The 20,568-nt window shown below is 67.7% G+C and carries 23 protein-coding genes and 1 riboswitch; of the genes, 21 read left to right on the forward strand and 2 right to left on the reverse strand.

The genetic code is table 11. The features are described from left to right. Nucleotides 1-147: 147 nt before the first annotated feature. Together LGN17_RS31735 and LGN17_RS31740 are read right to left on the reverse strand one after the other, a co-directional pair. The gene (locus LGN17_RS31735; protein WP_226200898.1) at nucleotides 148-924 is read right to left on the reverse strand and encodes an SDR family NAD(P)-dependent oxidoreductase; all 777 of its coding nucleotides are present in this window, start codon (nucleotides 922-924) and stop codon (nucleotides 148-150) included. Next, nucleotides 921-2,693: an ABC transporter ATP-binding protein/permease gene (locus tag LGN17_RS31740; protein ID WP_226200899.1), complete on the reverse strand. Its 1,773-nt coding sequence runs from the start codon at nucleotides 2,691-2,693 to the stop codon at nucleotides 921-923. Before LGN17_RS31740 ends, LGN17_RS31735 begins: the two co-directional genes overlap by 4 nt. A 268-nt stretch (nucleotides 2,694-2,961) precedes the next feature. After that, nucleotides 2,962-3,085: riboswitch (TPP riboswitch) on the forward strand. A 234-nt stretch (nucleotides 3,086-3,319) separates the two neighbouring features. Here LGN17_RS31740 and LGN17_RS31745 point away from each other — a divergent pair. The 21 genes from LGN17_RS31745 (at nucleotide 3,320) to hisA (ending at nucleotide 20,538) form a co-directional block, all read left to right on the forward strand. Continuing rightward, nucleotides 3,320-4,456: an FAD-dependent oxidoreductase gene (locus LGN17_RS31745; RefSeq protein ID WP_226200900.1), complete on the forward strand. Its 1,137-nt coding sequence runs from the start codon at nucleotides 3,320-3,322 to the stop codon at nucleotides 4,454-4,456. 32 nt (nucleotides 4,457-4,488) lie between these two features. Beyond that, on the forward strand, nucleotides 4,489-4,686 hold the full coding sequence (gene thiS / locus LGN17_RS31750; protein WP_011350713.1) for a sulfur carrier protein ThiS: 198 nt from the start codon (nucleotides 4,489-4,491) through the stop codon (nucleotides 4,684-4,686). A 38-nt stretch (nucleotides 4,687-4,724) separates the two neighbouring features. Further along, complete coding sequence (locus LGN17_RS31755) at nucleotides 4,725-5,540, forward strand: thiazole synthase (protein ID WP_175957881.1); 816 nt, start codon at nucleotides 4,725-4,727, stop codon at nucleotides 5,538-5,540. After that, nucleotides 5,537-6,661, forward strand: coding sequence for a thiamine phosphate synthase (thiE, locus tag LGN17_RS31760; RefSeq protein WP_226200901.1), 1,125 nt, complete (start codon nucleotides 5,537-5,539; stop codon nucleotides 6,659-6,661). Before LGN17_RS31755 ends, thiE begins: the two co-directional genes overlap by 4 nt. Nucleotides 6,662-6,745: 84 nt before the next feature. After that, nucleotides 6,746-7,567: an ABC transporter ATP-binding protein gene (locus LGN17_RS31765; protein WP_226200902.1), complete on the forward strand. Its 822-nt coding sequence runs from the start codon at nucleotides 6,746-6,748 to the stop codon at nucleotides 7,565-7,567. After that, a complete protein-coding gene (gene mlaE / locus LGN17_RS31770) occupies nucleotides 7,564-8,331 on the forward strand; it encodes a lipid asymmetry maintenance ABC transporter permease subunit MlaE (RefSeq protein ID WP_011350717.1) in 768 nt (255 codons plus the stop codon). The genes LGN17_RS31765 and mlaE overlap by 4 nt, the downstream gene beginning before the upstream one ends. Before the next feature lie 24 nt (nucleotides 8,332-8,355). Further along, the gene (mlaD, locus tag LGN17_RS31775) at nucleotides 8,356-8,916 is read left to right on the forward strand and encodes an outer membrane lipid asymmetry maintenance protein MlaD (RefSeq protein ID WP_226200903.1); all 561 of its coding nucleotides are present in this window, start codon (nucleotides 8,356-8,358) and stop codon (nucleotides 8,914-8,916) included. 31 nt (nucleotides 8,917-8,947) lie between these two features. Continuing rightward, nucleotides 8,948-9,889 (forward strand): VacJ family lipoprotein, encoded by a 942-nt coding sequence (locus LGN17_RS31780; RefSeq protein WP_226200984.1) that lies wholly within the window; start codon nucleotides 8,948-8,950, stop codon nucleotides 9,887-9,889. A 111-nt stretch (nucleotides 9,890-10,000) separates the two neighbouring features. Next, a complete protein-coding gene (locus LGN17_RS31785) occupies nucleotides 10,001-10,630 on the forward strand; it encodes a phospholipid-binding protein MlaC (RefSeq protein WP_226200904.1) in 630 nt (209 codons plus the stop codon). Continuing rightward, the gene (locus tag LGN17_RS31790; protein ID WP_027788544.1) at nucleotides 10,627-10,902 is read left to right on the forward strand and encodes a lipid asymmetry maintenance protein MlaB; all 276 of its coding nucleotides are present in this window, start codon (nucleotides 10,627-10,629) and stop codon (nucleotides 10,900-10,902) included. The genes LGN17_RS31785 and LGN17_RS31790 overlap by 4 nt, the downstream gene beginning before the upstream one ends. 192 nt (nucleotides 10,903-11,094) lie before the next feature. Continuing rightward, nucleotides 11,095-12,021 carry an ABC transporter ATP-binding protein gene (locus LGN17_RS31795; RefSeq protein ID WP_175241006.1) on the forward strand — a complete coding sequence of 309 codons (927 nt, stop codon included), beginning with the start codon at nucleotides 11,095-11,097 and terminating at the stop codon, nucleotides 12,019-12,021. Beyond that, on the forward strand, nucleotides 12,018-12,773 hold the full coding sequence (locus tag LGN17_RS31800; RefSeq protein WP_175971974.1) for an ABC transporter permease: 756 nt from the start codon (nucleotides 12,018-12,020) through the stop codon (nucleotides 12,771-12,773). Before LGN17_RS31795 ends, LGN17_RS31800 begins: the two co-directional genes overlap by 4 nt. 56 nt (nucleotides 12,774-12,829) lie before the next feature. Then, entirely contained in the window at nucleotides 12,830-13,069 is a 240-nt protein-coding gene (locus LGN17_RS31805; RefSeq protein WP_006477131.1) for a BolA family protein, read from the forward strand. Nucleotides 13,070-13,083: 14 nt separating this feature from the next. Beyond that, the gene (gene murA / locus LGN17_RS31810) at nucleotides 13,084-14,433 is read left to right on the forward strand and encodes a UDP-N-acetylglucosamine 1-carboxyvinyltransferase (protein WP_226200905.1); all 1,350 of its coding nucleotides are present in this window, start codon (nucleotides 13,084-13,086) and stop codon (nucleotides 14,431-14,433) included. Then, on the forward strand, nucleotides 14,430-15,083 hold the full coding sequence (gene hisG, locus LGN17_RS31815; RefSeq protein ID WP_175957873.1) for an ATP phosphoribosyltransferase: 654 nt from the start codon (nucleotides 14,430-14,432) through the stop codon (nucleotides 15,081-15,083). Before murA ends, hisG begins: the two co-directional genes overlap by 4 nt. 24 nt (nucleotides 15,084-15,107) lie before the next feature. Next, nucleotides 15,108-16,424, forward strand: a complete 1,317-nt coding sequence (hisD, locus tag LGN17_RS31820) for a histidinol dehydrogenase (RefSeq protein ID WP_226200906.1) — start codon at nucleotides 15,108-15,110, stop codon at nucleotides 16,422-16,424. A 144-nt stretch (nucleotides 16,425-16,568) separates the two neighbouring features. Beyond that, complete coding sequence (gene hisC / locus LGN17_RS31825) at nucleotides 16,569-17,642, forward strand: histidinol-phosphate transaminase (protein ID WP_226200907.1); 1,074 nt, start codon at nucleotides 16,569-16,571, stop codon at nucleotides 17,640-17,642. 64 nt (nucleotides 17,643-17,706) lie between these two features. Then, a complete protein-coding gene (gene hisB, locus LGN17_RS31830; protein ID WP_011350728.1) occupies nucleotides 17,707-18,294 on the forward strand; it encodes an imidazoleglycerol-phosphate dehydratase HisB in 588 nt (195 codons plus the stop codon). 66 nt (nucleotides 18,295-18,360) lie between these two features. Then, nucleotides 18,361-18,981 (forward strand): MarC family protein, encoded by a 621-nt coding sequence (locus LGN17_RS31835; protein ID WP_226200908.1) that lies wholly within the window; start codon nucleotides 18,361-18,363, stop codon nucleotides 18,979-18,981. Then, nucleotides 18,978-19,619 (forward strand): imidazole glycerol phosphate synthase subunit HisH, encoded by a 642-nt coding sequence (gene hisH / locus LGN17_RS31840; RefSeq protein ID WP_014898304.1) that lies wholly within the window; start codon nucleotides 18,978-18,980, stop codon nucleotides 19,617-19,619. Before LGN17_RS31835 ends, hisH begins: the two co-directional genes overlap by 4 nt. Before the next feature lie 163 nt (nucleotides 19,620-19,782). Then, nucleotides 19,783-20,538 (forward strand): 1-(5-phosphoribosyl)-5-[(5-phosphoribosylamino)methylideneamino]imidazole-4-carboxamide isomerase, encoded by a 756-nt coding sequence (gene hisA, locus LGN17_RS31845; protein ID WP_175957869.1) that lies wholly within the window; start codon nucleotides 19,783-19,785, stop codon nucleotides 20,536-20,538. The last annotated feature ends 30 nt before the right edge of the window (nucleotides 20,539-20,568 follow it).

Genomic DNA, 20,568 nt, shown 5'->3' on the forward strand with positions numbered 1-20,568 from the left:
GCCGTATGGCGGCTATTTTACGGGCGGGATGCGGGGTGCCAAAAAGGTGAGTGCAGGTGCGTGGCGGTGCGGCGAACGGTGAGGGCGGCGCTTGTTCGGGGAAGGCGTGACGGCCGATCGCGCTCGGGCGCCATGCCGGCACTTGCTTCAGAGTGTCAGCCCACCGTCGACGTGAATGACCTGACCGGTAATTTGCCGCGCGGCGTCCGACAACAGGAACGCGATCAGTGCGGCCACATCGTCGGGTTCGGCGATCCGGCCGAGGGGTGTCGCCTGTTCGGCGTGCGCCCACGCAGCCGCATTGCCGGCGCTCGGCCCGTGGTCCTTGCGCGTGAAGCCCGGCGCGACAGCATTGACGGTGATGCCGCGCGCGGCGAATTCGGCGGCGGCGGTGCGCACGAGCGATTCGAGCGCGGCCTTCGCGGCGGCGGTGGCCGCGAACGGTGCGTCGGCGCGGTAGCGGTGCGCGACGAACGAGCTGACCGCGACGATCCGTGGCGCGGCCGACGCTTCGAGCAGCGGCCGCGCGCGGCCCACGAGCGAGGAGAACGCGCCGGGCATCGCCGCGAAGGCGGACGCGAGCGCGTCCGCGGAAAGGTCGGACAAGGATTGCCGTGCGGCGAAGCCCGCGTTGGCGACGAGCTGATCGAGCCCGCCGAAGCGCGTGGCGGCTGCATCGACGAGCGAAGCGGCGACGCCCGGCTCGCCGAGATCGCCGGTGAGCGTGATGCACGCCGCGCCGGCCCCCTTGCACGCATGCGCGACTTCGGCGAGGCGGGCGCGCGCTGCGCCGTCCGCGCCGCGCGCATGCAGCGCCAGTGCGATGCCGGGTGCCGCGAGCCGTCGCGCGAGTGCCGCGCCGATCCCCGAACCGGCGCCGGTGATCAGCGTGATCCGGACGATGTGCGCGGCCCGTTCGGTCACGCCGCGACCTTGTCGCTGTCGTTCACGCGCTCGACGTTGATCGTGCCGACGTGGAACGCGGCCAGCGACTCGCGGTGCGCGATGCTGACGATCGCGGCCTTCGGCAGCCGTTCGGCGAACAGGTGGTACAGGCGTGCTTCGTTGTCGGCGTCGAGCGCGCTGGTCGCTTCGTCGAGGAACAGGAAGTCGGGCTTGTGCAGCAGCACGCGCGCGCCGGCCAGGCGCTGCTGTTCGCCCGGCGACAGCACGCGGGTCCAGTGCGCGTTCTCGTCGAGGCGGTCGACGTAATCCTCGAGGCGGCATGCGCGCAGTGCGTCGCGGCAGGCTTCGTCGCTGAACGCGTCGGGTGTCGCCGGATAGGTGAGTGCTGCCTTCAGCGTGCCGATCGGCAAGTAGCTCGTCTGCGGCACGAACATCATCCGCGCGCCGACCGGCGCATCGATCGCGCCGTCGCCGAACGGCCACAGGCCCGCGAGCGCGCGCATGAACGTGCTCTTGCCGGAACCCGACTTGCCGATCACGAGCCAGCGCGAGCCGGGCTCGATCGTGACGCTGCCGATGTTCGCGAGCGCCTCGCCGTTCGGCAGCGCGAGCTTGAGCGACGACGTCGACAGCCTCGCCGCATCGACATAGTGCAGGTTGATGCCGCCGTGCTCGGTCGCGGGCGACAGGCTTTCCTTCAGGTGGGACGTCCCCATCACGCGCTTGAATTCGCGCAGACGGTTGACGGTGGCGCGCCATTCGACGAGGGTCGAGTAACTGTTGATGAACCACGAGAACGAATCGCTGACGGTGCCGAACGCGGACGAGATCTGCATCAGCACGCCGAACGAGAACGCGCCCGCGAAATAGCGCGGCGCGGCGACGACCAGCGGGAAGATGATCGCGATCTGCCCGTAGAAGCTCAGCACGAACGTGAGCCGCTTCGTGTACTTCATCACGCGCCACCAGTTGTCGCGGATGCGCATGAAGAGGGTCTGCGCGTTGCCGGTCTCGGTCTTCTCGCCGTCGTAGAACGCGATCTGCTCGGCGTTCTCGCGCACGCGGATCAGCCCGAAGCGGAAGTCGGCCTCGACACGCTGCTGCTGGTAGTTGATCGACACGAGCGGGTGGCCGACCTTCTGGATGATCAGCGAGCCGACCACCGCGTACAGCGCGGCCGCCCACACCATGTAGCCGGGGATCGCGATCGGCGTCGCGCCGAGCGAAATCGTCAGCGCGCCGGCGAGCGACCACAGGATCGTGATGAACGACACGAGCGTGACGACCGTCGACAGCAGGTCGAGCGACAGCGCGAGCGTGGTCGTCGCGAACGACTGGAGATCGTCGGTAATCCGCTGGTCGGGGTTGTCGGCGAGGCGGTCACGCTCGATCCGGTAGAACGCGCGATCGCCGAGCCACTGGCCGAGAAAGCGGTCGGTGAGCCACTGGCGCCAGCGGAAGCCGAGCATCTGCCGCAGGTAGCGGCCGTACACGGCGAGGATGATGAAGGCGAACGCGAGCGCGGAGAACTGCATCAGCAGGTTCGGGAAGTCGTGGACGTCCTTCGACTGCAGCGCGTTGTAGAACTCCGCGTTCCACTTGTTCAGCCGGACGTTGATCCAGACCACGCAGAGGTTGATCGCGATGATCGCGACCAGCAGGCCCCACGCGATTTTCCATTCGGACGATACCCAGTAGGGCTTGATGAGGCTCCATGCGGATACCGGGCGCTCGTCCTGCGGCGCGTCGGAGGCGGCGGAGCGGACGGGATCGATCGATTGGGTCATGTGCTTCCTGATGAGTAGCCGGCGCGCGGGCCGGGCGAAGCCGGGCGCGCGCCGCGATACGGCATGCCGGGACGCGGCGCCGACTGACGGCGGGCGTCCGGATGGTCGCCCGCGTGTCTTAAACGGCGCTTAAGGCCGGCGGTGACGCGGCAACCGGCCGCTCGCGCGGCCGGCCTGCGGGCATTGTGCCAGAGCGGCGCGGCACGACGGCGAATTTGCCGCAAGGGGACAGTTTGCGGCGCTTTCCGCTTTTATGGTCTAATGGCCGACGACGAAACAGGGGTGCTTCGTGGCGTGGCCGGCAGATGTTCCGGGCAGCGCGATGAGGCTGAGAAAGACCCTTCGCACCCGATCCGGGTAATACCGGCGAGGGAAGTTTCTGATCCCGCCGGGTCGCGCTGGCTGCCATCCCACATGGTCAGCGCCCTTGTCCCGCCCGGCCGGCCTTTGCTGCCGGTTTCGTCCTTTTGGGTACGCGCCTTGCGCGTTACGGAAGGAATGATGACCGCACAATCTTCAGTCTTTTGCATGGTTTCCGGCCCGATGTCGCGTGCGTTCGCACGGGGCGGCGCGTGCACGTCGACGCTCGTCGCGCGTGCTCGCGCGGCTCGCGAGGAGCGTGTGCGATGAACGTCCAGGATTCCCGGCCCGATTTCGCGGTGCTCGGCGGCGGCCTAGTCGGCCGCCTGATCGCATGGCGGCTCGCGGGCGACGGGCATCGTGTCGCGCTCTACGAGCGCGGCGGCCCGGACGGCGAGCAGTCGGCCGCGTGGGTCGCGGCCGCGATGCTCGCGCCGCTCGCGGAAGCGGCGAGCGCGGAACTGCTGATCACCGAGCTCGGCGCAGCTTCCCTCGCGCGCTGGCCGCAGTGGCTCGCCGAGTTGCCCGAACCCGTCTTCTTCCAGCATCACGGCACGCTCGTCGTCTGGCATCACGCGGACCGCGCGGAGGCGCCGCTGTTCGAGCGGCGCCTCCGCGCGAACGCGCCTGCCGACCTGTTCGACAACGGTTTCGTGACACTCGCCGGCGCGCAGGTCGATGCGGCCGAGCCGGTGCTCGCGGGCCGCTTCGCGCGCGGCCTGCTGCTGCCGAACGAAGGCCAGCTCGACAACCGCCAGGCGCTGCACGCGCTCGCGGCGGGCCTCGTCGAGCGCGGCGTCGACCTGCACTGGCACGTCACGATCGACGATGCGAACCTGCCCGCCGCGCATGTCACGATCGATTGCCGCGGGCTTGGCGCGAAACCCGCGCTGCCGACGTTGCGCGGCATCCGCGGCGAAGTCGCGCGCGTGCGCGCGCCCGGCATCGGGCTTACCCGGCCCGTGCGGCTGCTGCATCCGCGCTACCCGCTGTATATCGCGCCGAAGCAGGACGATCTCTATGTGATCGGCGCGACCGAGGTGGAGGGCGAGGACATGTCGCCCGTCAGCGTGCGCTCCGCGCTCGAATTGCTGAGCGCGGCGTTCTCCGTGCACCCGGCGTTCGGCGAGGCGCGCATCCTCGAACTCAACGCGCAGTGCCGGCCGACGCTGCCCGATCATCGCCCGGCGGTGATCTGGGACGGCGCATCGACGCTTGCCGTCAACGGCCTGTACCGGCACGGCTTCATGATCGCGCCGGAAGTTGCGCACGCGGCGGTTGCGGTCGCCGAAGCCGCGCTCGGCGGCGCGTTCGGCGATGCCGATGCGTTTGCCGCGTGGCGCGACGCCGAGCGCTGGCCGACGCTCCTTCATCATCGCAACGACGCGCGCCAGCCGGCCTGACGCGCGCTGCCGACCGAATTCGACGAAGCCTCATGGATATCCAGATCAACCAACAGAACCTGACGTTGCCCGACGGCGCAACGGTGGCCGACGCGCTCGCCGCGTACGGCGCGCGTCCGCCGTATGCGGTCGCGCTGAACGGCAACTTCGTCGCGCGCACGCAGCACGCGGCGCGCGCACTCGCGGCGGGCGACAAGCTCGACGTCGTGCACCCGGTCGCGGGCGGCTGAGCGCCGCCGGTTCGTCCCCGCTCTTCCAGGAAAACGACATGACGTCCCCCACCTCCGCCGACGCGCTGACGCTGTACGGCGAAACCTTTGCAAGCCGCGTGCTGCTCGGCACGTCGCGCTACCCGTCGCTGCAGTCGCTGTCCGATTCGATCGCCGCGTCGCGCCCCGGGATGGTGACGGTCGCGCTGCGCCGCCAGATGACGGGCGGCACGGCCGAAGCCGGCTTCTTCGAGCTGCTCAAGCGCCACGCGGTGCCGCTGCTGCCGAACACGGCCGGCTGCCAGACCGTCGCCGAAGCCGTGACGACCGCTCATATGGCGCGCGAGGTCTTCGGCACCGACTGGATCAAGCTCGAACTGATCGGCGACGACTACACGCTGCAGCCCGATCCGGTCGGGCTGATCGAGGCCGCCGCGCAACTGGTGAAGGACGGTTTCAAGGTGCTGCCGTACTGCACCGAGGATCTGGTGATCGGCCGGCGCCTGCTCGATGTCGGCTGTGAAGCACTGATGCCGTGGGGCGCGCCGATCGGCACGGGCAAGGGCGTCGTGAACCCGTACGGCTTGCGCGTGCTGCGCGAGCGGCTGCCCGACGTGCCGCTGATCGTCGACGCGGGGCTCGGCGTGCCGTCGCACGCGTGCCAGGTGATGGAGTGGGGTTTCGACGGCGTGTTGCTGAACACCGCCGTATCGCAGGCCACGCACCCGGAGATCATGGCGCGCGCGTTTGCGCAGGGCGTCGAGGCCGGCCGCGCCGCGTATCTCGCCGGGCCGATGGATGCGCGCGAGACCGCGCATGCGAGCACCCCGGTCGTCGGGATGCCGTTCTGGCACCAGGACGGAGGCGGCGCATGAGCGCGCGTTTCGCCGATGCGTTCTGGCCGCCGGCCGACGAACTGGCCGAAGCGGCCGAACGGATTCGCGCGCGGCTCGGCGACTGGCCGGGCGGTGCGGCGCCGTGGCGGCTCTGCGTTGCGGTGCCCGATGTGCCGGCCGACGGCGACGTGCTGATCGTCTCGGCTGGCGACCGCGCCGCGCAGGCGCGCGCGTCGGCTGCGTCGCGGCCCGCGGCGCCGGGTGCGGTCGCGATCGAATTCGACGAGCAGGGCGCGGTGCTCCACGCGGCGGGTGCACGCCACGCGCTCGACGCTGCGCATCCGCTCGGGGACGACTGGATCGCCGCGCTCGCCGCGTTCCTCGATTGCGGCTTTGCGCCGGTCGACGCGCTGGTGCTGGCGCTGGCCTGGCGCGACGGCGACGAGACGCGCGCGGCAGACGCGTGGCCGGTCGACGCCGCACGGTTCCCGCGCGTCGCCGGGCTGCCGGCCGCGCCCGAGCCCGCGTTCGCGCCATGCCCCGCGCAGCTCGGCCTCTACCCGGTCGTGCCGGATGCCGAATGGGTCGAGCGCGTGCTCGATTGCGGCGTGCGGACCGTGCAGTTGCGCGTGAAAGGCGCGACGCCGGACGCGTTGCGCCGGGAAATCGCGCGTGCGGTCGCGGCGGGGCGCCGCTATCCCGATGCACGCGTGTTCATCAACGATCACTGGCAGATCGCGGCAGATGAAGGCGCGTACGGGGTTCATCTCGGCCAGGAAGACCTCGCAACGGCCGATCTGGCGGCAATCGCGCGCGCGGGCCTGCGGCTCGGACTGTCGAGCCACGGTTATTACGAAATGTTGCGGGCGCTGCACGAGCGCCCGAGCTACCTCGCGCTCGGCCCCGTGTACGCGACCGCGACCAAGGCTGTTGCGGCGCCGCCGCAGGGCCTCGCGCGGATCACCCGCTATGCGCGCTTCGCGGGCACGCAGGCGCCGCTCGTCGCGATCGGCGGGGTGGGCCTCGACACGCTGCCGGCCGTGCTGGCAACCGGCGTCGGCAGTGTCGCGGTGGTCAGTGCGGTGACGGGCGCGGCCGACTATCGGGCTGCCATTGTTGCGTTGCAGCAATGTTTTCCCGGACAATTTGACAATCATTGACCGCAGGGCCCGGAACGGCGTCACGACATCATTCCAATGCAGGCCCTATAATTCGGCGTTCTGCGTAAAAGGACTGTCCGCTCCGTGAGCCCCACTCCTCCCGAGACATTGCTGGAACTTCGCGACGTCGACTTTGGCTACGGCGACCGCCTCGTCCTGTCCAACCTGAACCTGCGCTTCGGGCGTGGGCAGGTCGTTGCGGTCATGGGCGGGTCGGGTTGCGGCAAGACGACCGTGCTGCGCCTGATCGGCGGCCTCGTGCGCGCGCGCCGCGGCCAGGTGCTGTTCGACGGCGCCGATGTCGGCGCGCAATCGCGCGACGGCCTGTACGCGTTGCGCCGCAAGATGGGCATGCTGTTCCAGTTCGGCGCGTTGTTCACCGACATGTCGGTGTTCGAGAACGTCGCGTTCGCGCTGCGCGAGCACACCGACTTGCCCGACGACCTGATCCGCGACCTCGTGCTGATGAAGCTCAACGCGGTCGGGCTGCGCGGTGCGCGCGACCTGATGCCGTCCGAGGTGTCGGGCGGGATGGCGCGCCGCATCGCGCTGGCACGCGCGATCGCGCTCGATCCGCAGCTCATCATGTACGACGAGCCGTTCGCGGGCCTCGATCCGATCTCGCTCGGCATCACCGCGAACCTGATCCGCACGCTGAACCAGGCGCTGGGCGCCACGTCGATCCTCGTCACGCACGACGTGCCGGAATCGTTCGCGATCGCCGACTACGTGTATTTCCTGGCCAACGGCGGCGTGCTTGCGCAGGGTACGCCCGACGAGCTGCGCGCATCGACCGATCCGAGCGTGCGGCAGTTCATCGACGGCGCGCCGGACGGCCCGTTCAAATTTCATTACACGAGCCCGCCGCTTGCCGCGGATTTCGGGCTCGGCGGAGGGCGCGCATGATCAGCGCGATCGGACGTTACGTCATCGGCGGCCTCGAGCGCACGGGCTACGGCACGCGCCTGTTCGTGCGCCTCGTGCTGGAATTCTTCCCGCTGCTGCGCCGGCCGCGGCTGGTCACGAAGCAGATCCACTTCCTCGGCAACTATTCGTTCGTGATCATTGCCGTGTCGGGGCTGTTCGTCGGCTTCGTGCTCGGCCTGCAGGGGTATTACACGCTGAACCGCTACGGTTCCGAGCAGGCGCTCGGCCTGCTGGTCGCGCTGTCGCTCGTGCGTGAGCTCGGGCCGGTCGTCACCGCGCTGCTGTTCGCGGGCCGCGCGGGCACGTCGCTCACGGCCGAGATCGGTCTGATGAAAGCCGGCGAACAGCTCACCGCGCTCGAGATGATGGCGGTGGACCCGATCAAGAACGTGATCGCGCCGCGCATGTGGGCGGGCATCATCGCGATGCCGCTCCTCGCCGCGATCTTCAACGCGGTCGGCGTGCTCGGCGGCTACTTCGTCGGCGTCGTGCTGATCGGCGTCGATCCGGGCGCGTTCTGGTCGCAGATGCAGGGCGGCGTGCAGGTCTGGGCCGACGTCGGCAACGGCGTGCTGAAGAGCATCGTGTTCGGGTTCGCCGTGACCTTCATTGCGCTGTATCAAGGGTATGAAGCGAAGCCCACGCCCGAAGGCGTGTCGCGCGCGACCACCAAGACGGTCGTGTTCGCGTCGCTCGCCGTACTCGGCCTCGATTTCCTGCTGACCGCGCTGATGTTCAGCTAAGCCTCAGCCAAGCCAAATTTTGGGATGACGATGAAAAAGACTGCTCTCGACTTCTGGGTCGGCCTGTTCGTGGTGGTGGGCTTCCTTGCGGTGCTGTTCCTGGCGCTGAAGGTCGGCAACATGAGCTCGCTGTCGTTTCAGCCGACCTATTCGGTGAAGATGAAATTCGACAATATCGGCGGGCTGAAGCCGCGCGCGGCCGTGAAGAGCGCGGGCGTCGTGGTCGGCCGCGTGAAGACGATCGGCTTCGACACGAACACGTACCAGGCACTTGTCACGATCGATATCGATGGCCAGTACCCGTTCCCGAAGGATTCGTCGGCGAAGATCCTGACGTCGGGCCTGCTCGGCGAGCAATATATCGGCCTCGATCCGGGCGGCGACACCGAAATGCTGAAGGCGGGCGATACGATCACGATGACGCAATCGGCGATCGTGCTCGAGAACCTGATCGGCCAGTTCCTGTACAGCAAGGCTGCCGATGCGGGTGGTGCGAAGCCGGCAGCCGGGGCATCGGCAGTACCCGCCGCGCCCGCACCGGTCGCGGTGCCGGCGTCCGCGGTGTCCGGTTCGGCGGCCCAATAACCACACGAGAGAAAACAAGAGGGTAATGACCATGCAGACGATCCGCATCAGGCAGGCCGCGCTGGCGGTGGCGGCAGTCGCCGCGTTGAGCGGCTGCGCGACCGTGCAGACGCCGACCAAGGGCGATCCGCTCGAAGGCTTCAACCGGACGATGTACAAGTTCAACGACACGGTCGACACGTATGCGCTGAAGCCGGTCGCGAAGGGCTACCAGTACGTGGTGCCGCAGCCGGTGCGTGACAGCGTGACGAATTTCTTCTCGAACATCGGCGACGTCTACATCGCGGCGAACAACATCGTGCAGTTGCGGATCGCGGACGGCGTCGGCGACATCATGCGGGTCGTGATCAACACGGTGTTCGGCGTCGGCGGCCTGTTCGACGTCGCGACGATCGCGAAGCTGCCGAAGCACACGGCCGACTTCGGGATCACGATGGGCCGCTACGGCGTGCCGTCGGGCCCGTATCTCGTGCTGCCGCTGCTCGGCCCGAGCACGCTGCGCGACACGGCCGGCCTGGGCGTCGACTACGTCGGCAACCCGCTTACCTACGTGAAGCCGGATGGCGTGAGCTGGGGCCTGTTCGGCGTCAACCTCGTCAACACGCGTTCGAACCTGCTCGGCGCAGGCGACGTGCTGGATGCCGCGGCCCTCGACAAGTATTCGTTCGTGCGTAACGCGTACCTGCAGCGTCGCCAGATGCTGATCAGCAACGCCCGCGGCGAGGCGGCCGCGACGTCGGGCAACGACGCGCTGCCGAAGTACGACCTGCCGGAAGACGGCGCGGCGCCGGCGGCAGCCGGTACGGCGGGCGGTGCAACGGCGCCGGCGGGCGCATCGGGCGCGGCGGTGGCCGCACCGGCTTCGGGCACGGCCGAATCGCCGAACCCGGCCAGCGAAACGAACGTGCCGGCGATGCAGGTGGCGCCGCCGTCGCCGGGCGGCTTCCGCTTCCCGAGCATCCGGCTGCACTGACGCATTTACATTCGTTACAGCCGGAAACGATTCAGTCGGTAGCGTGCGCGAACTTGCGCGTAAGCTACCTGCTCCAACCTCCGCATCGACTCATTCATGCAGGTCACTATGATGAAAAAACTGTTCCTGATCCCCGTTTTCGCGGCGCTGTTCTCGTTCGGCAGCGCAGCCCACGCGCAAGTCGACCAGTCGAACCCGCAAGCGCTGATCAAGACGGCGACGCAGCAGGTGCTCGACGAAGTCAAGCAGCAGACGATCAAGCAGGGCGACACCAACCGCATCATTACGATCGTCAACAAGGACATCCTGCCGTACACCGATTTCCGCCGTACCACGCAGCTCGCGATGGGGCGCAACTGGCGCACGGCCACGGTCGAGCAGCAGCAGCAGGTCCAGGAGCAGTTCAAGCTGCTGCTGATCCGCACGTATTCGGGTGCGCTGGCGCAGCTGAAGCCGGACCAGCAGATCCAGTACCCGCCGTTCCGTGCCGATCCGGCCGATACCGATGTCGTGGTCAAGACGGTCGCGATGAACAACGGCCAGCCGGTCCAGATCGATTACCGCCTGTACAAGACGGCGAACGGCTGGAAGGTGTATGACCTGAACGTGCTCGGCGCGTGGCTGATCCAGACGTACCAGCAGCAGTTCAACGAGAAGATCCAGCAGAGCGGCGTGGACGGCCTGATCCAGTTCCTCACGCAGCGCAACCAGCAACTTGCCGCCGGCAAGCAAGCGTCGTGAGCGGCTTCGAAGCCGGCTCCTCGCTGACCGTCGCGAGCGCGAAGTCCGCGCTCGCGGACGGTCTTGCGCGCATCGGCGCGGGAGCGACCGCCGTTGATTGCGCGGCGCTGACGCAGTTCGACTCGTCCGCGCTCGCCGTGCTGCTCGCATGGCAACGTGCCGCCAAAGCGCGCGGCGCGACCCTCGACATCCTCAATCTCCCCCCGAAGCTCGCCAGCCTCGCGCGCGCCTACGGCGTCGACGCGCTCATCGAGGGCACCGGGCGACATTGACCCTGTCCGACCGGAGCCTGCCGCGCCGCCCGGCGCGCGCACGCTCCAGGCCGCGTGCCTCCGGCACCGGCTCCACCAGCCGGTTTGCCCTATAATCAAGCGTTTTGCGGGGCAGCCAATCGGCGTCCGGCCCCCATTTTCTTTCGCAGCAAGCACAGAATAGGCGTCGCGGCCCTGGCGTCGCGCACAGTCATGTCAGCCATAGAAATCCGTCACGTCAAGAAGCGCTACAAGTCGCTTCAGGCGCTCAAGGGCGTCAGCCTGTCGGTCGAGGAAGGCGAGTTTTTCGGTCTGCTCGGCCCCAACGGCGCAGGCAAGACCACGCTCATCAGTATCCTCGCCGGGCTGGCCCGGGCCGACGAAGGCAGCATCTCGGTGCGCGGCCACGACGTCGTCAAGGACTTCCGCGGTGCGCGCCGCGCACTCGGCGTCGTACCGCAGGAGCTCGTTTTCGATCCGTTCTTCACCGTCCGCGAGACGCTGCGGATCCAGTCCGGTTATTTCGGGCTGCGCCGCAACGACGACTGGATCGACGAAGTGATGGCCAATCTCGACCTCACCGAGAAAGCCGACGCGAACATGCGCGCGCTGTCGGGCGGGATGAAGCGCCGCGTGCTGGTCGCGCAGGCGCTCGTGCACCGGCCGCCCGTGATCGTGCTCGACGAACCGACCGCCGGCGTCGACGTCGAATTGCGCCAGACGCTGTGGAAATTCATCTCGCGCCTGAACCGCGAAGGCCACACGATCGTGCTGACCACGCACTACCTCGAGGAAGCCGAGTCGCTGTGCGACCGCATCGCGATGCTGCGTCGCGGCGAAGTGGTCGCGCTCGACCGTACCGACGCGCTGCTGCGCCGCTTCGCCGGGCTGCAGCTCTACCTGCGCCTCGCGGCCGGCGCCCTGCCGTCCGAGTTGCGCGGGCTGGAGTCCGACCCGGCCGCCCGCGCGCCGGGCGAGCACCTGCTGCGCCTCACGAGCTATGACGATGTCGAGCGGATCCTCGCGCAATGCCGCGCGGCGGGCTGTACGTTCGACGAGATCGAGGTCCGCAAGGCCGACCTCGAGGATGTGTTCGTCCAGGTGATGAACGGGGCCGAGGTGATCGAGGGTCTGGCATGAGCGGGTTTCAAACGCTGTTCTACAAGGAATTGCTGCGCTTCTGGAAGGTGTCGTTCCAGACGGTGCTCGCGCCCATCGTGACGGCGCTGCTGTACCTGACGATCTTCGGCCACGCGCTGTCGGGCCGCGTCGAGGTCTATCCGGGTGTCGAGTACGTGAGCTTTCTCGTACCGGGCCTCGTGATGATGAGCGTGCTGCAGAACGCGTTCGCGAACAGTTCGTCGTCGCTGATCCAGTCGAAGATCACCGGCAACCTCGTGTTCGTGCTGCTGCCGCCGCTGTCGTACCGCGACATGTTCGGCGCGTACGTGCTCGCGTCCGTGGTGCGCGGCCTCGCGGTCGGTGCGGGCGTGTTCGTCGTGACGATCTGGTTTGTCCCGATGCATTTCGCGGCGCCGCTGTTCATCATGGCGTTCGCGCTGCTCGGCTCGGCGATCCTCGGCACGCTCGGCCTGATCGCCGGGATCTGGGCCGAGAAGTTCGACCAGCTCGCCGCGTTCCAGAACTTCCTGATCATGCCGCTGACGTTCCTGTCCGGCGTGTTCTATTCGACGCACTCGCTGCCGCCCGTGTGGCGCGAGATCTCGCGTCTCAACCCGTTTTTCTACATGATCGACGGCTTCCGTTTCGGGTTCTTCGGCGCGTCCGACATCAACCCGTTCGCGAGCCTCGCGATCGTCACCGGTTTCTTCGTGCTGCTCGCGCTGATCGCGATGCGGCTGCTCGCGACCGGCTACAAACTGCGTCATTGATATCGACAGGCAGCGGCCGCCATCCGGGCGGCGCGCGCCGACAGGAGCCTTACACCATGTTGCCGACTCCCGAACAGGTCAAGCAATACATCGCCGGCGGTCTCGCCTGCACGCATCTGGAAGTCGAAGGCGACGGCCAGCATTTCTTCGCGACGATCGTGTCGGCGGCCTTCGAAGGCAAGCGGCCGATCCAGCGGCACCAGCTCGTCTACGCGGCGCTCGGCGATCGCATGAAGCAGGAAATTCACGCGCTCAGCATGAAGACGCTGACGCCCGCCGAATGGCAGAACGCATAAACGGAAATCACTGAGTGCAAGTCACCGTCAACGAGCGCGACGCCGTCCAGAGCGTCGCCACGGCACACCCGGCCGCCAACGGGGAATCGCATGGCCATGGGATGGACAAGCTCGTGATCGAAGGCGGCCACCGCCTGTCGGGCGAGATCGTCGTGTCGGGCGCGAAGAATGCCGCGCTGCCGATCCTGTGCGCGGGGCTGCTCACCGGCGATCCGGTCGATCTCCACAACGTGCCGAATCTCAAGGATGTGCGCACGACGCTGAAGGTGCTGAACCAGATGGGCGTGAAGAGCGAGACCGACGGCTGCCGCGTGCAGCTCGACGCGTCGCGCGTCGACAACCTCGTCGCGCCGTACGAGCTCGTGAAGACGATGCGCGCGTCGATCCTCGTGCTCGGGCCGCTGCTCGCGCGTTTCGGCGAGGCGAAGGTGTCGCTGCCGGGCGGCTGCGCGATCGGTGCGCGTCCGGTTGACCAGCACATCAAGGGCCTGCAGGCGATGGGCGCCGAGATCAGCATCGAGCACGGCTTCATCGAAGCCCGCGCGAAGCGCCTGAAGGGCGCGCGCATCGTGACCGACATGATCACGGTGACGGGCACGGAAAACCTGTTGATGGCCGCGACGCTCGCCGACGGCGAGACGGTGATCGAAAACGCCGCGCGCGAGCCGGAAGTGAGCGATCTCGCACACTTGCTGGTCGCGATGGGCGCGAAAATCGACGGCATCGGCACCGACCGCCTCGTGATCCAGGGCGTCGAGCGGCTGCACGGTGCGCGTCATTCGGTGATCCCCGACCGCATCGAGGCCGGCACGTTCCTGTGCGCGGTCGCGGCGGCCGGCGGCGACGTGATGCTGACGGGCGTGCGCCCGCACATCCTCGACGCGGTGATCGACAAGCTGCGCGAAGCCGGTGTGTCGATCGAGGAAGGTGACAGCTGGCTGCGCGTGAAGATGGACCGCCGGCCGTCGGCGGTGACGATCCGCACGTCGGAATACCCGGCGTTCCCGACCGACATGCAGGCGCAGTTCATGGCCCTCAATACGGTCGCGACGGGCACCGCGCAGGTCGTCGAAACCATTTTCGAGAACCGTTTCATGCACGTGCAGGAGCTGAACCGGCTCGGCGCGAACATCACGATCGACGGCAACACCGCGCTCGTGACGGGCGTCGAGAAGCTGTCGGGCGCGAACGTGATGGCGACCGACCTGCGCGCGTCGGCGAGCCTCGTGATCGCCGGGCTGCGTGCCGACGGCGAAACGCTGGTCGACCGCATCTATCATCTGGACCGCGGCTACGACCGCATGGAAGCCAAACTGACCGCCGTCGGCGCGAACGTGCGCCGCCTCTCCGGGAGCCAAACATGAGCGCGCCGCTGACCCTTGCCCTGTCGAAGGGCCGGATTTTCGAGGAAACCCTGCCGCTGCTGGCCGCGGCGGGCGTGCAGGTCACCGAGGATCCGGAAACGTCGCGCAAGCTGATCCTGCCGACGACGAACCCCGACCTGCGCGTGATCATCGTGCGCGCAAGCGACGTGCCGACCTATGTGGAATACGGCGCGGCCGACTTCGGCGTGGCCGGCAAGGACGTGCTGGTCGAGCACGGCGGTTCGGGCCTGTACCAGCCGATCGATCTGAACATTGCGCGCTGCCGGATGTCGGTGGCCGTGTCGGCCGGTTTCGACTATGCGAGCGCCGTGCGCCAGGGCGCGCGGCTGCGCGTCGCAACGAAGTACGTCGAAACGGCGCGCGAACACTTTGCCGCGAAGGGCGTGCACGTCGACCTGATCAAGCTGTACGGCTCGATGGAACTTGCGCCGCTGGTCGGGCTGGCCGACGCGATCGTCGACCTCGTCAGCTCGGGCGGCACGCTGAAGGCGAACAATCTGGTCGAGGTCGAGGAGATCATGGCGATCTCGTCGCGCCTTGTCGTGAACCAGGCTGCGCTGAAATTGAAGCGCACGGCACTCAAGCCGATCCTCGACGCGTTCGAACGCGCGTCGCAGAATGGCGGTTGAGCGCATCACCGTAACGGAACTCCCATGTCCATCACCATCCGCAAGCTTGATTCGACGAGCGAAGGCTTCGGCGCCGAGCTGCGCGCGCTGCTCGCATTCGAGGCGAGCGAAGACGCGGCGATCGAGCAATCGGTCGCGCAGATCCTCGCCGACGTGAAATCGCGCGGCGACGCCGCGGTGCTCGAGTACACGAACCGCTTCGACCGGCTGAACGCGACCAGCGTCGCCGCGCTGGAGCTGCCGCAGGACGCGCTGCAGACGGCGCTCGACGGCCTCGCGCCGAAGGCGCGCGCGGCGCTGGAAGCGGCTGCCGCGCGAGTGCGCGCGTACCACGAGAAGCAGAAGATCGAGTGCGGCACGCACAGCTGGCAGTACACGGAAAGCGATGGCACGGTGCTCGGCCAGAAGATCACGCCGCTCGACCGCGTCGGCCTGTACGTGCCGGGCGGCAAGGCCGCGTACCCGTCGTCGGTGCTGATGAACGCGATTCCCGCGCGCGTCGCGGGCGTCGGCGAGATCGTGATGGTCGTGCCGACGCCGGATGGTGTGAGGAACGACCTCGTGCTCGCCGCGGCGCTGCTCGGCGGCGTCGATCGCGTGTTCACGATCGGCGGTGCGCAGGCGGTCGGCGCGCTCGCATACGGCACGGCGACGGTGCCGGCCGTCGACAAGATCTGCGGCCCCGGCAACGCTTACGTTGCATCGGCGAAGCGCCGCGTGTTCGGCACGGTCGGCATCGACATGATCGCCGGGCCGTCGGAAATCCTCGTGCTGTGCGACGGTACGACCGATCCGAACTGGGTCGCGATGGACCTGTTCTCGCAGGCCGAGCACGACGAACTCGCGCAATCGATCCTGCTGTGCCCGGACGGTGCGTTCCTCGAGCGGGTCGAAAAGGCGATCGACGAGTTGCTGCCGTCGATGCCGCGCCAGGACGTGATCCGCGCGTCGCTCGAAGGCCGCGGCGCGCTGATCAAGGTACGCGACATGGCCGAAGCCTGCCGGATCGCGAACGACATCGCGCCCGAGCACCTGGAAATTTCCGCGCTGGAGCCGCAGCAATGGGGCCAGCAGATCCGCCATGCGGGCGCGATCTTCCTCGGCCGCTACACGAGCGAGAGCCTGGGTGACTACTGCGCGGGGCCGAACCACGTGCTGCCGACGTCGCGCACCGCCCGTTTCTCGTCGCCGCTCGGCGTGTACGACTTCATCAAGCGCTCGAGCCTGATCGAGGTCAGCGCGGAAGGCGCGCAGACGCTCGGCGAGATCGCATCCGAGCTCGCGTACGGCGAAGGGCTGCAGGCGCACGCGAAGAGCGCCGAGTTCCGGATGAAGAACTGACCACACGTTGTGCGGGGCCGCGGCTGGCGCCGATGCGCCGCCCGGCCTGCCCCGGAAGGCCGGGGCTGGAGACACCTGTGCAGGGCGGCAGCCGCCGCTCTGCCGACCCATTGACGCCGGCGCGACGCACGCCGGCTTGAGACCATGACGACGCCACAAGACATCATCCGCCGCGACGTACTCGCGATGACGAGCTACCCGGTGCCGGACGCGAGCGGGTTCGTGAAACTCGACGCGATGGAGAACCCGTACCCGCTGCCCGAACCGCTCGCCGCGGCGCTCGGCGAGCGTCTCGCGCAGGTCGCGCTGAACCGCTACCCGGCGCCGCGCCCGGCCGCGCTGCTCGACAAGCTGCGCCACGCGATGGGCGTGCCGGCCGGCTGCGACGTGCTGCTCGGCAACGGCTCGGACGAAATCATCAGCATGATGTCGGTGGCCTGCGCGAAGCCGGGCGCAAAGGTGCTCGCGCCGGTGCCTGGCTTCGTGATGTACGAGCTGTCCGCGAAGCTCGCGCAGCTCGAATTCGTCGGCGTGCCGCTGAAGGCCGACCTGACGCTCGACGCCGACGCGATGCTCGCGGCGATCGCCGAGCATCGTCCGGCGATCGTCTATCTCGCGTACCCGAACAATCCGACCGGCACGCTGTACGACGATGCCGACATCGAACGGATCGTCGCGGCCGCGCGGCACAGCCTGATCGTGATCGACGAGGCGTACCAGCCGTTCGCCGTTCGCTCGTGGCTGCCGCGCGCCGCCGAATTCGACAATGTCGTCGTGATGCGCACGGTATCGAAGCTCGGCCTCGCGGGCATCCGCCTCGGCTATCTGGTCGGTTCGCCCGCGTGGCTGACCGAATTCGACAAGGTGCGCCCGCCGTACAACATCAACGTGCTGACCCAGGCGACCGCCGATTTCCTGCTCGACCACCTCGACGTGCTCGACGCGCAGGCGGCCGATCTGCGTGCGGAGCGCACGCGTCTCGCACAGGAAGTGGCCGCGCTGCCGGGCGCGACGGTGTTCCCGAGCGCGGGAAATTTCCTGCTGGTGCGCGTGCCGGACGCGGCTGCCGTGTTCGACGCGCTGCTCACCGAGCGGGTTTTGATCAAAAACGTGAGTAAAATGCATCCGTTGCTGGCTGAATGCGTGCGGCTGACCGTCGGTTCTCCCGACGAAAACGCGCGCCTGCTGGCCGCTTTGAAACTCGCGCTGCCCGGTTGAGCCTCTGGGTGCCGCAGCGCGAACGATCAATCCCCATTTACATCGACTCAGTCAAGGAATTGCCATGCGTGTGGCGGAAGTCGTTCGCAATACCAGCGAAACGCAGATCCGTGTGAAGCTCAATCTCGACGGCACGGGCCAGCAGAAGCTGGCCACCGGCGTGCCGTTCCTCGACCATATGCTCGACCAGATCGCTCGACACGGTCTGGTCGATCTCGAGGTTGAAGCGCATGGCGATACGCATATCGACGACCACCACACGGTCGAGGATGTCGGCATCACGCTCGGGCAGGCCGTCGCGAAGGCGATCGGCGACCGCAAGGGCATCCGCCGCTACGGCCATTCGTACGTGCCGCTCGACGAGGCGCTGTCGCGCGTCGTGATCGACTTCTCGGGCCGGCCGGGCCTCGAATTCCACGTGCCGTTCACGCGGGCGCGGATCGGCACGTTCGACGTCGACCTGTCGATCGAGTTCTTCCGCGGTTTCGTGAACCACGCGGGCGTCACGCTGCACATCGACAACCTGCGCGGGATCAACGCGCACCATCAGCTTGAAACGGTGTTCAAGGCCTTCGGCCGTGCGCTGCGCGCGGCGGTGGAACTGGACGAGCGTGCGGCGGGGCAGATCCCGTCGACAAAGGGCAGTCTCTGAACCTGAACTGACCGGACGGAGCGTCAAGGACAACCTCACGGCTTCGGCGCGCGGCGCCGGCTTGCGATGGATCTGCTCAAATCGTTCATTTCGCTGCTCGCGCTGATCAACCCGGTCGGTGCCGTGCCGTTCTTCCTGAGCCTGACGGCGCAGCAGACGGATGTCGAGCGGCGGCGCACGATCCGGATCGCGTCGGTGTCGGTGTTCTGCGTGATCACGGTGACGACGCTGCTCGGGCAGCAGATCATCAGCTTCTTCGGCATTTCGGTCGGGTCGCTCGAAGTGGGCGGCGGGATCATCATGCTGCTGATGGCGATCAACATGCTGAACGCGCAGATCGGCAACACGCGATCGACGCCGGAGGAGCGCCACGAGGCCGAGCTGAAGGACAACATCGCGGTCGTGCCGCTGGCGATTCCGCTGCTCACGGGCCCCGGCTCGATCAGCACGGTGATCATCTATGCGGCGAACTCGCATCACTGGTATGAGCGGGCCGGGCTGGTCGCGATCGGCGCGGCCCTGGCTTTTCTGTGTTTCGTCGCGATGCGGCTCGCCGAGCCGATCGCGGCCTGGATTGGCCGCACGGGCATCAACATCGCCACGCGGCTGATGGGTCTGATGCTGTCGGCGCTGGCGGTGGAATTCATCGTCAATGGACTGAGGGCGCTACTGCCTGCACTGAGATGAAAACTTCGATTGCGATTGTGGATTATGGGATGGGCAACCTGCGCTCGGTCGCGCAGGCGCTCAAGAAGGCCGAGCCGGCCGCCGACGTGGCGATCGTCGATACGCCGGCCGCGATCCGCGCGGCCGACCGGGTCGTGCTGCCCGGCCAGGGCGCGATGCCCGACTGCATGCGCTGCCTCGGCGAATCGGGCCTGCAGGAGGCCGTGATCGAGGCCTCGCGCACGAAGCCGCTGCTCGGCGTGTGCGTCGGCGAGCAGATGCTGTTCGACTGGAGCGCGGAAGGCGACACGAAAGGCCTCGGCCTGTTGCCCGGCAAGGTCGTGCGTTTCGAGCTCGACGGCCGCCTGCAGGACGACGGCTCGCGCTTCAAGGTGCCGCAGATGGGCTGGAACCGCGTGCGCCAGTCGCAGCCGCACCCGCTGTGGGACGGCGTGCCCGACGACGCGTATTTCTACTTCGTTCACAGCTATTACGTGACGCCGGACAACCCGGCGCATACGGTTGGCGAAACGGCCTACGGTGCGCCGTTTACGTCCGCGGTCGCGCGGGACAACCTCTTCGCGACCCAGTTCCACCCCGAGAAAAGCGCGGAGGTCGGGTTGCGTCTGTATCGCAACTTCGTACACTGGAAGCCGTGAACGTCGCGTGCGTGCCACAGTCGGCGGGCCGGAGAGGCCCGTCTTGCGCGGCTGGCGCGCCTAGGCGCCGAAAGAGTTGTACTAAACTAGCGAGACGGCGCGGTACCGGGTTGGCCGGTACGCGCCGGATTCTTTTCTTCTTCCACGACGATACCCGATTGCTATGTTGCTGATTCCGGCCATCGATCTCAAAGACGGTCAGTGTGTGCGCCTCAAACAGGGCGACATGGACCAGGCCACGATTTTCTCCGAGGACCCCGCGGCGATGGCTCGCAAGTGGGTCGATCTCGGCGCCCGGCGGCTCCATCTGGTCGACCTGAACGGCGCGTTCGCCGGCAAGCCGAAGAATCTCGAGGCGATCGAAGCGATCCTCGACGAAGTCGGCGATGAAATCCCCGTACAGCTCGGCGGCGGCATCCGCAGCCTCGAGACGATCGAGAAGTATCTCGACGCGGGCCTGTCCTACGTGATCATCGGCACGGCGGCCGTGAAGAACCCGGGCTTTCTGCAGGACGCGTGCACCGCGTTCGCCGGCAACATCATCGTCGGGCTGGACGCGAAGGACGGCAAGGTCGCGACCGACGGCTGGAGCAAGCTGACCGGCCACGAAGTGATCGATCTCGCGCGCAAGTTCGAGGACTACGGCGTCGAGTCGATCGTCTACACGGACATCGGCCGCGACGGGATGCTGCAGGGCATCAACATCGAGGCGACCGTGAAGCTCGCGCAGGCGGTCGGGATCCCGGTGATCGCGAGCGGCGGCCTGTCGAACCTCACGGACATCGAGAATCTGTGCGAAGTGGAAGAGCACGGCGTCGAGGGCGTGATCTGCGGCCGTGCGATCTATTCCGGCGATCTCGATTTCGCGGCCGCGCAAAAACTCGCGGACGAACTGAACGGCGAACTCGACAACGCGTAAGCGCGGTTGTCCCGTTCGCCGGGGCTGCCT

Origin of the sequence: Burkholderia sp. AU30280 (assembly GCF_020420125.1) — a bacterium.
In the GTDB taxonomy this organism is placed as follows: Bacteria; Pseudomonadota; Gammaproteobacteria; order Burkholderiales; family Burkholderiaceae; genus Burkholderia.

What these genes read in the sequence shown, in the direction of transcription:
- LGN17_RS31745 (WP_226200900.1), top strand. Translation starts at nt 3,320, where the DNA reads ATGAACGTCCAGGATTCCCGGCCCGATTTCGCGGTGCTCGGCGGCGGC.
- LGN17_RS31740 (WP_226200899.1), bottom strand. Translation starts at nt 2,693, where the DNA reads ATGACCCAATCGATCGATCCCGTCCGCTCCGCCGCCTCCGACGCGCCG.
- LGN17_RS31780 (WP_226200984.1), top strand. Translation starts at nt 8,948, where the DNA reads ATGCAGACGATCCGCATCAGGCAGGCCGCGCTGGCGGTGGCGGCAGTC.
- mlaD (WP_226200903.1), top strand. Translation starts at nt 8,356, where the DNA reads ATGACGATGAAAAAGACTGCTCTCGACTTCTGGGTCGGCCTGTTCGTG.
- hisG (WP_175957873.1), top strand. Translation starts at nt 14,430, where the DNA reads ATGAGCGCGCCGCTGACCCTTGCCCTGTCGAAGGGCCGGATTTTCGAG.
- hisA (WP_175957869.1), top strand. Translation starts at nt 19,783, where the DNA reads ATGTTGCTGATTCCGGCCATCGATCTCAAAGACGGTCAGTGTGTGCGC.
- hisH (WP_014898304.1), top strand. Translation starts at nt 18,978, where the DNA reads ATGAAAACTTCGATTGCGATTGTGGATTATGGGATGGGCAACCTGCGC.
- hisB (WP_011350728.1), top strand. Translation starts at nt 17,707, where the DNA reads ATGCGTGTGGCGGAAGTCGTTCGCAATACCAGCGAAACGCAGATCCGT.
- LGN17_RS31805 (WP_006477131.1), top strand. Translation starts at nt 12,830, where the DNA reads ATGTTGCCGACTCCCGAACAGGTCAAGCAATACATCGCCGGCGGTCTC.
- mlaE (WP_011350717.1), top strand. Translation starts at nt 7,564, where the DNA reads ATGATCAGCGCGATCGGACGTTACGTCATCGGCGGCCTCGAGCGCACG.
- LGN17_RS31785 (WP_226200904.1), top strand. Translation starts at nt 10,001, where the DNA reads ATGAAAAAACTGTTCCTGATCCCCGTTTTCGCGGCGCTGTTCTCGTTC.
- LGN17_RS31795 (WP_175241006.1), top strand. Translation starts at nt 11,095, where the DNA reads ATGTCAGCCATAGAAATCCGTCACGTCAAGAAGCGCTACAAGTCGCTT.
- hisC (WP_226200907.1), top strand. Translation starts at nt 16,569, where the DNA reads ATGACGACGCCACAAGACATCATCCGCCGCGACGTACTCGCGATGACG.
- LGN17_RS31835 (WP_226200908.1), top strand. Translation starts at nt 18,361, where the DNA reads ATGGATCTGCTCAAATCGTTCATTTCGCTGCTCGCGCTGATCAACCCG.
- LGN17_RS31755 (WP_175957881.1), top strand. Translation starts at nt 4,725, where the DNA reads ATGACGTCCCCCACCTCCGCCGACGCGCTGACGCTGTACGGCGAAACC.
- hisD (WP_226200906.1), top strand. Translation starts at nt 15,108, where the DNA reads ATGTCCATCACCATCCGCAAGCTTGATTCGACGAGCGAAGGCTTCGGC.
- thiS (WP_011350713.1), top strand. Translation starts at nt 4,489, where the DNA reads ATGGATATCCAGATCAACCAACAGAACCTGACGTTGCCCGACGGCGCA.
- thiE (WP_226200901.1), top strand. Translation starts at nt 5,537, where the DNA reads ATGAGCGCGCGTTTCGCCGATGCGTTCTGGCCGCCGGCCGACGAACTG.
- LGN17_RS31800 (WP_175971974.1), top strand. Translation starts at nt 12,018, where the DNA reads ATGAGCGGGTTTCAAACGCTGTTCTACAAGGAATTGCTGCGCTTCTGG.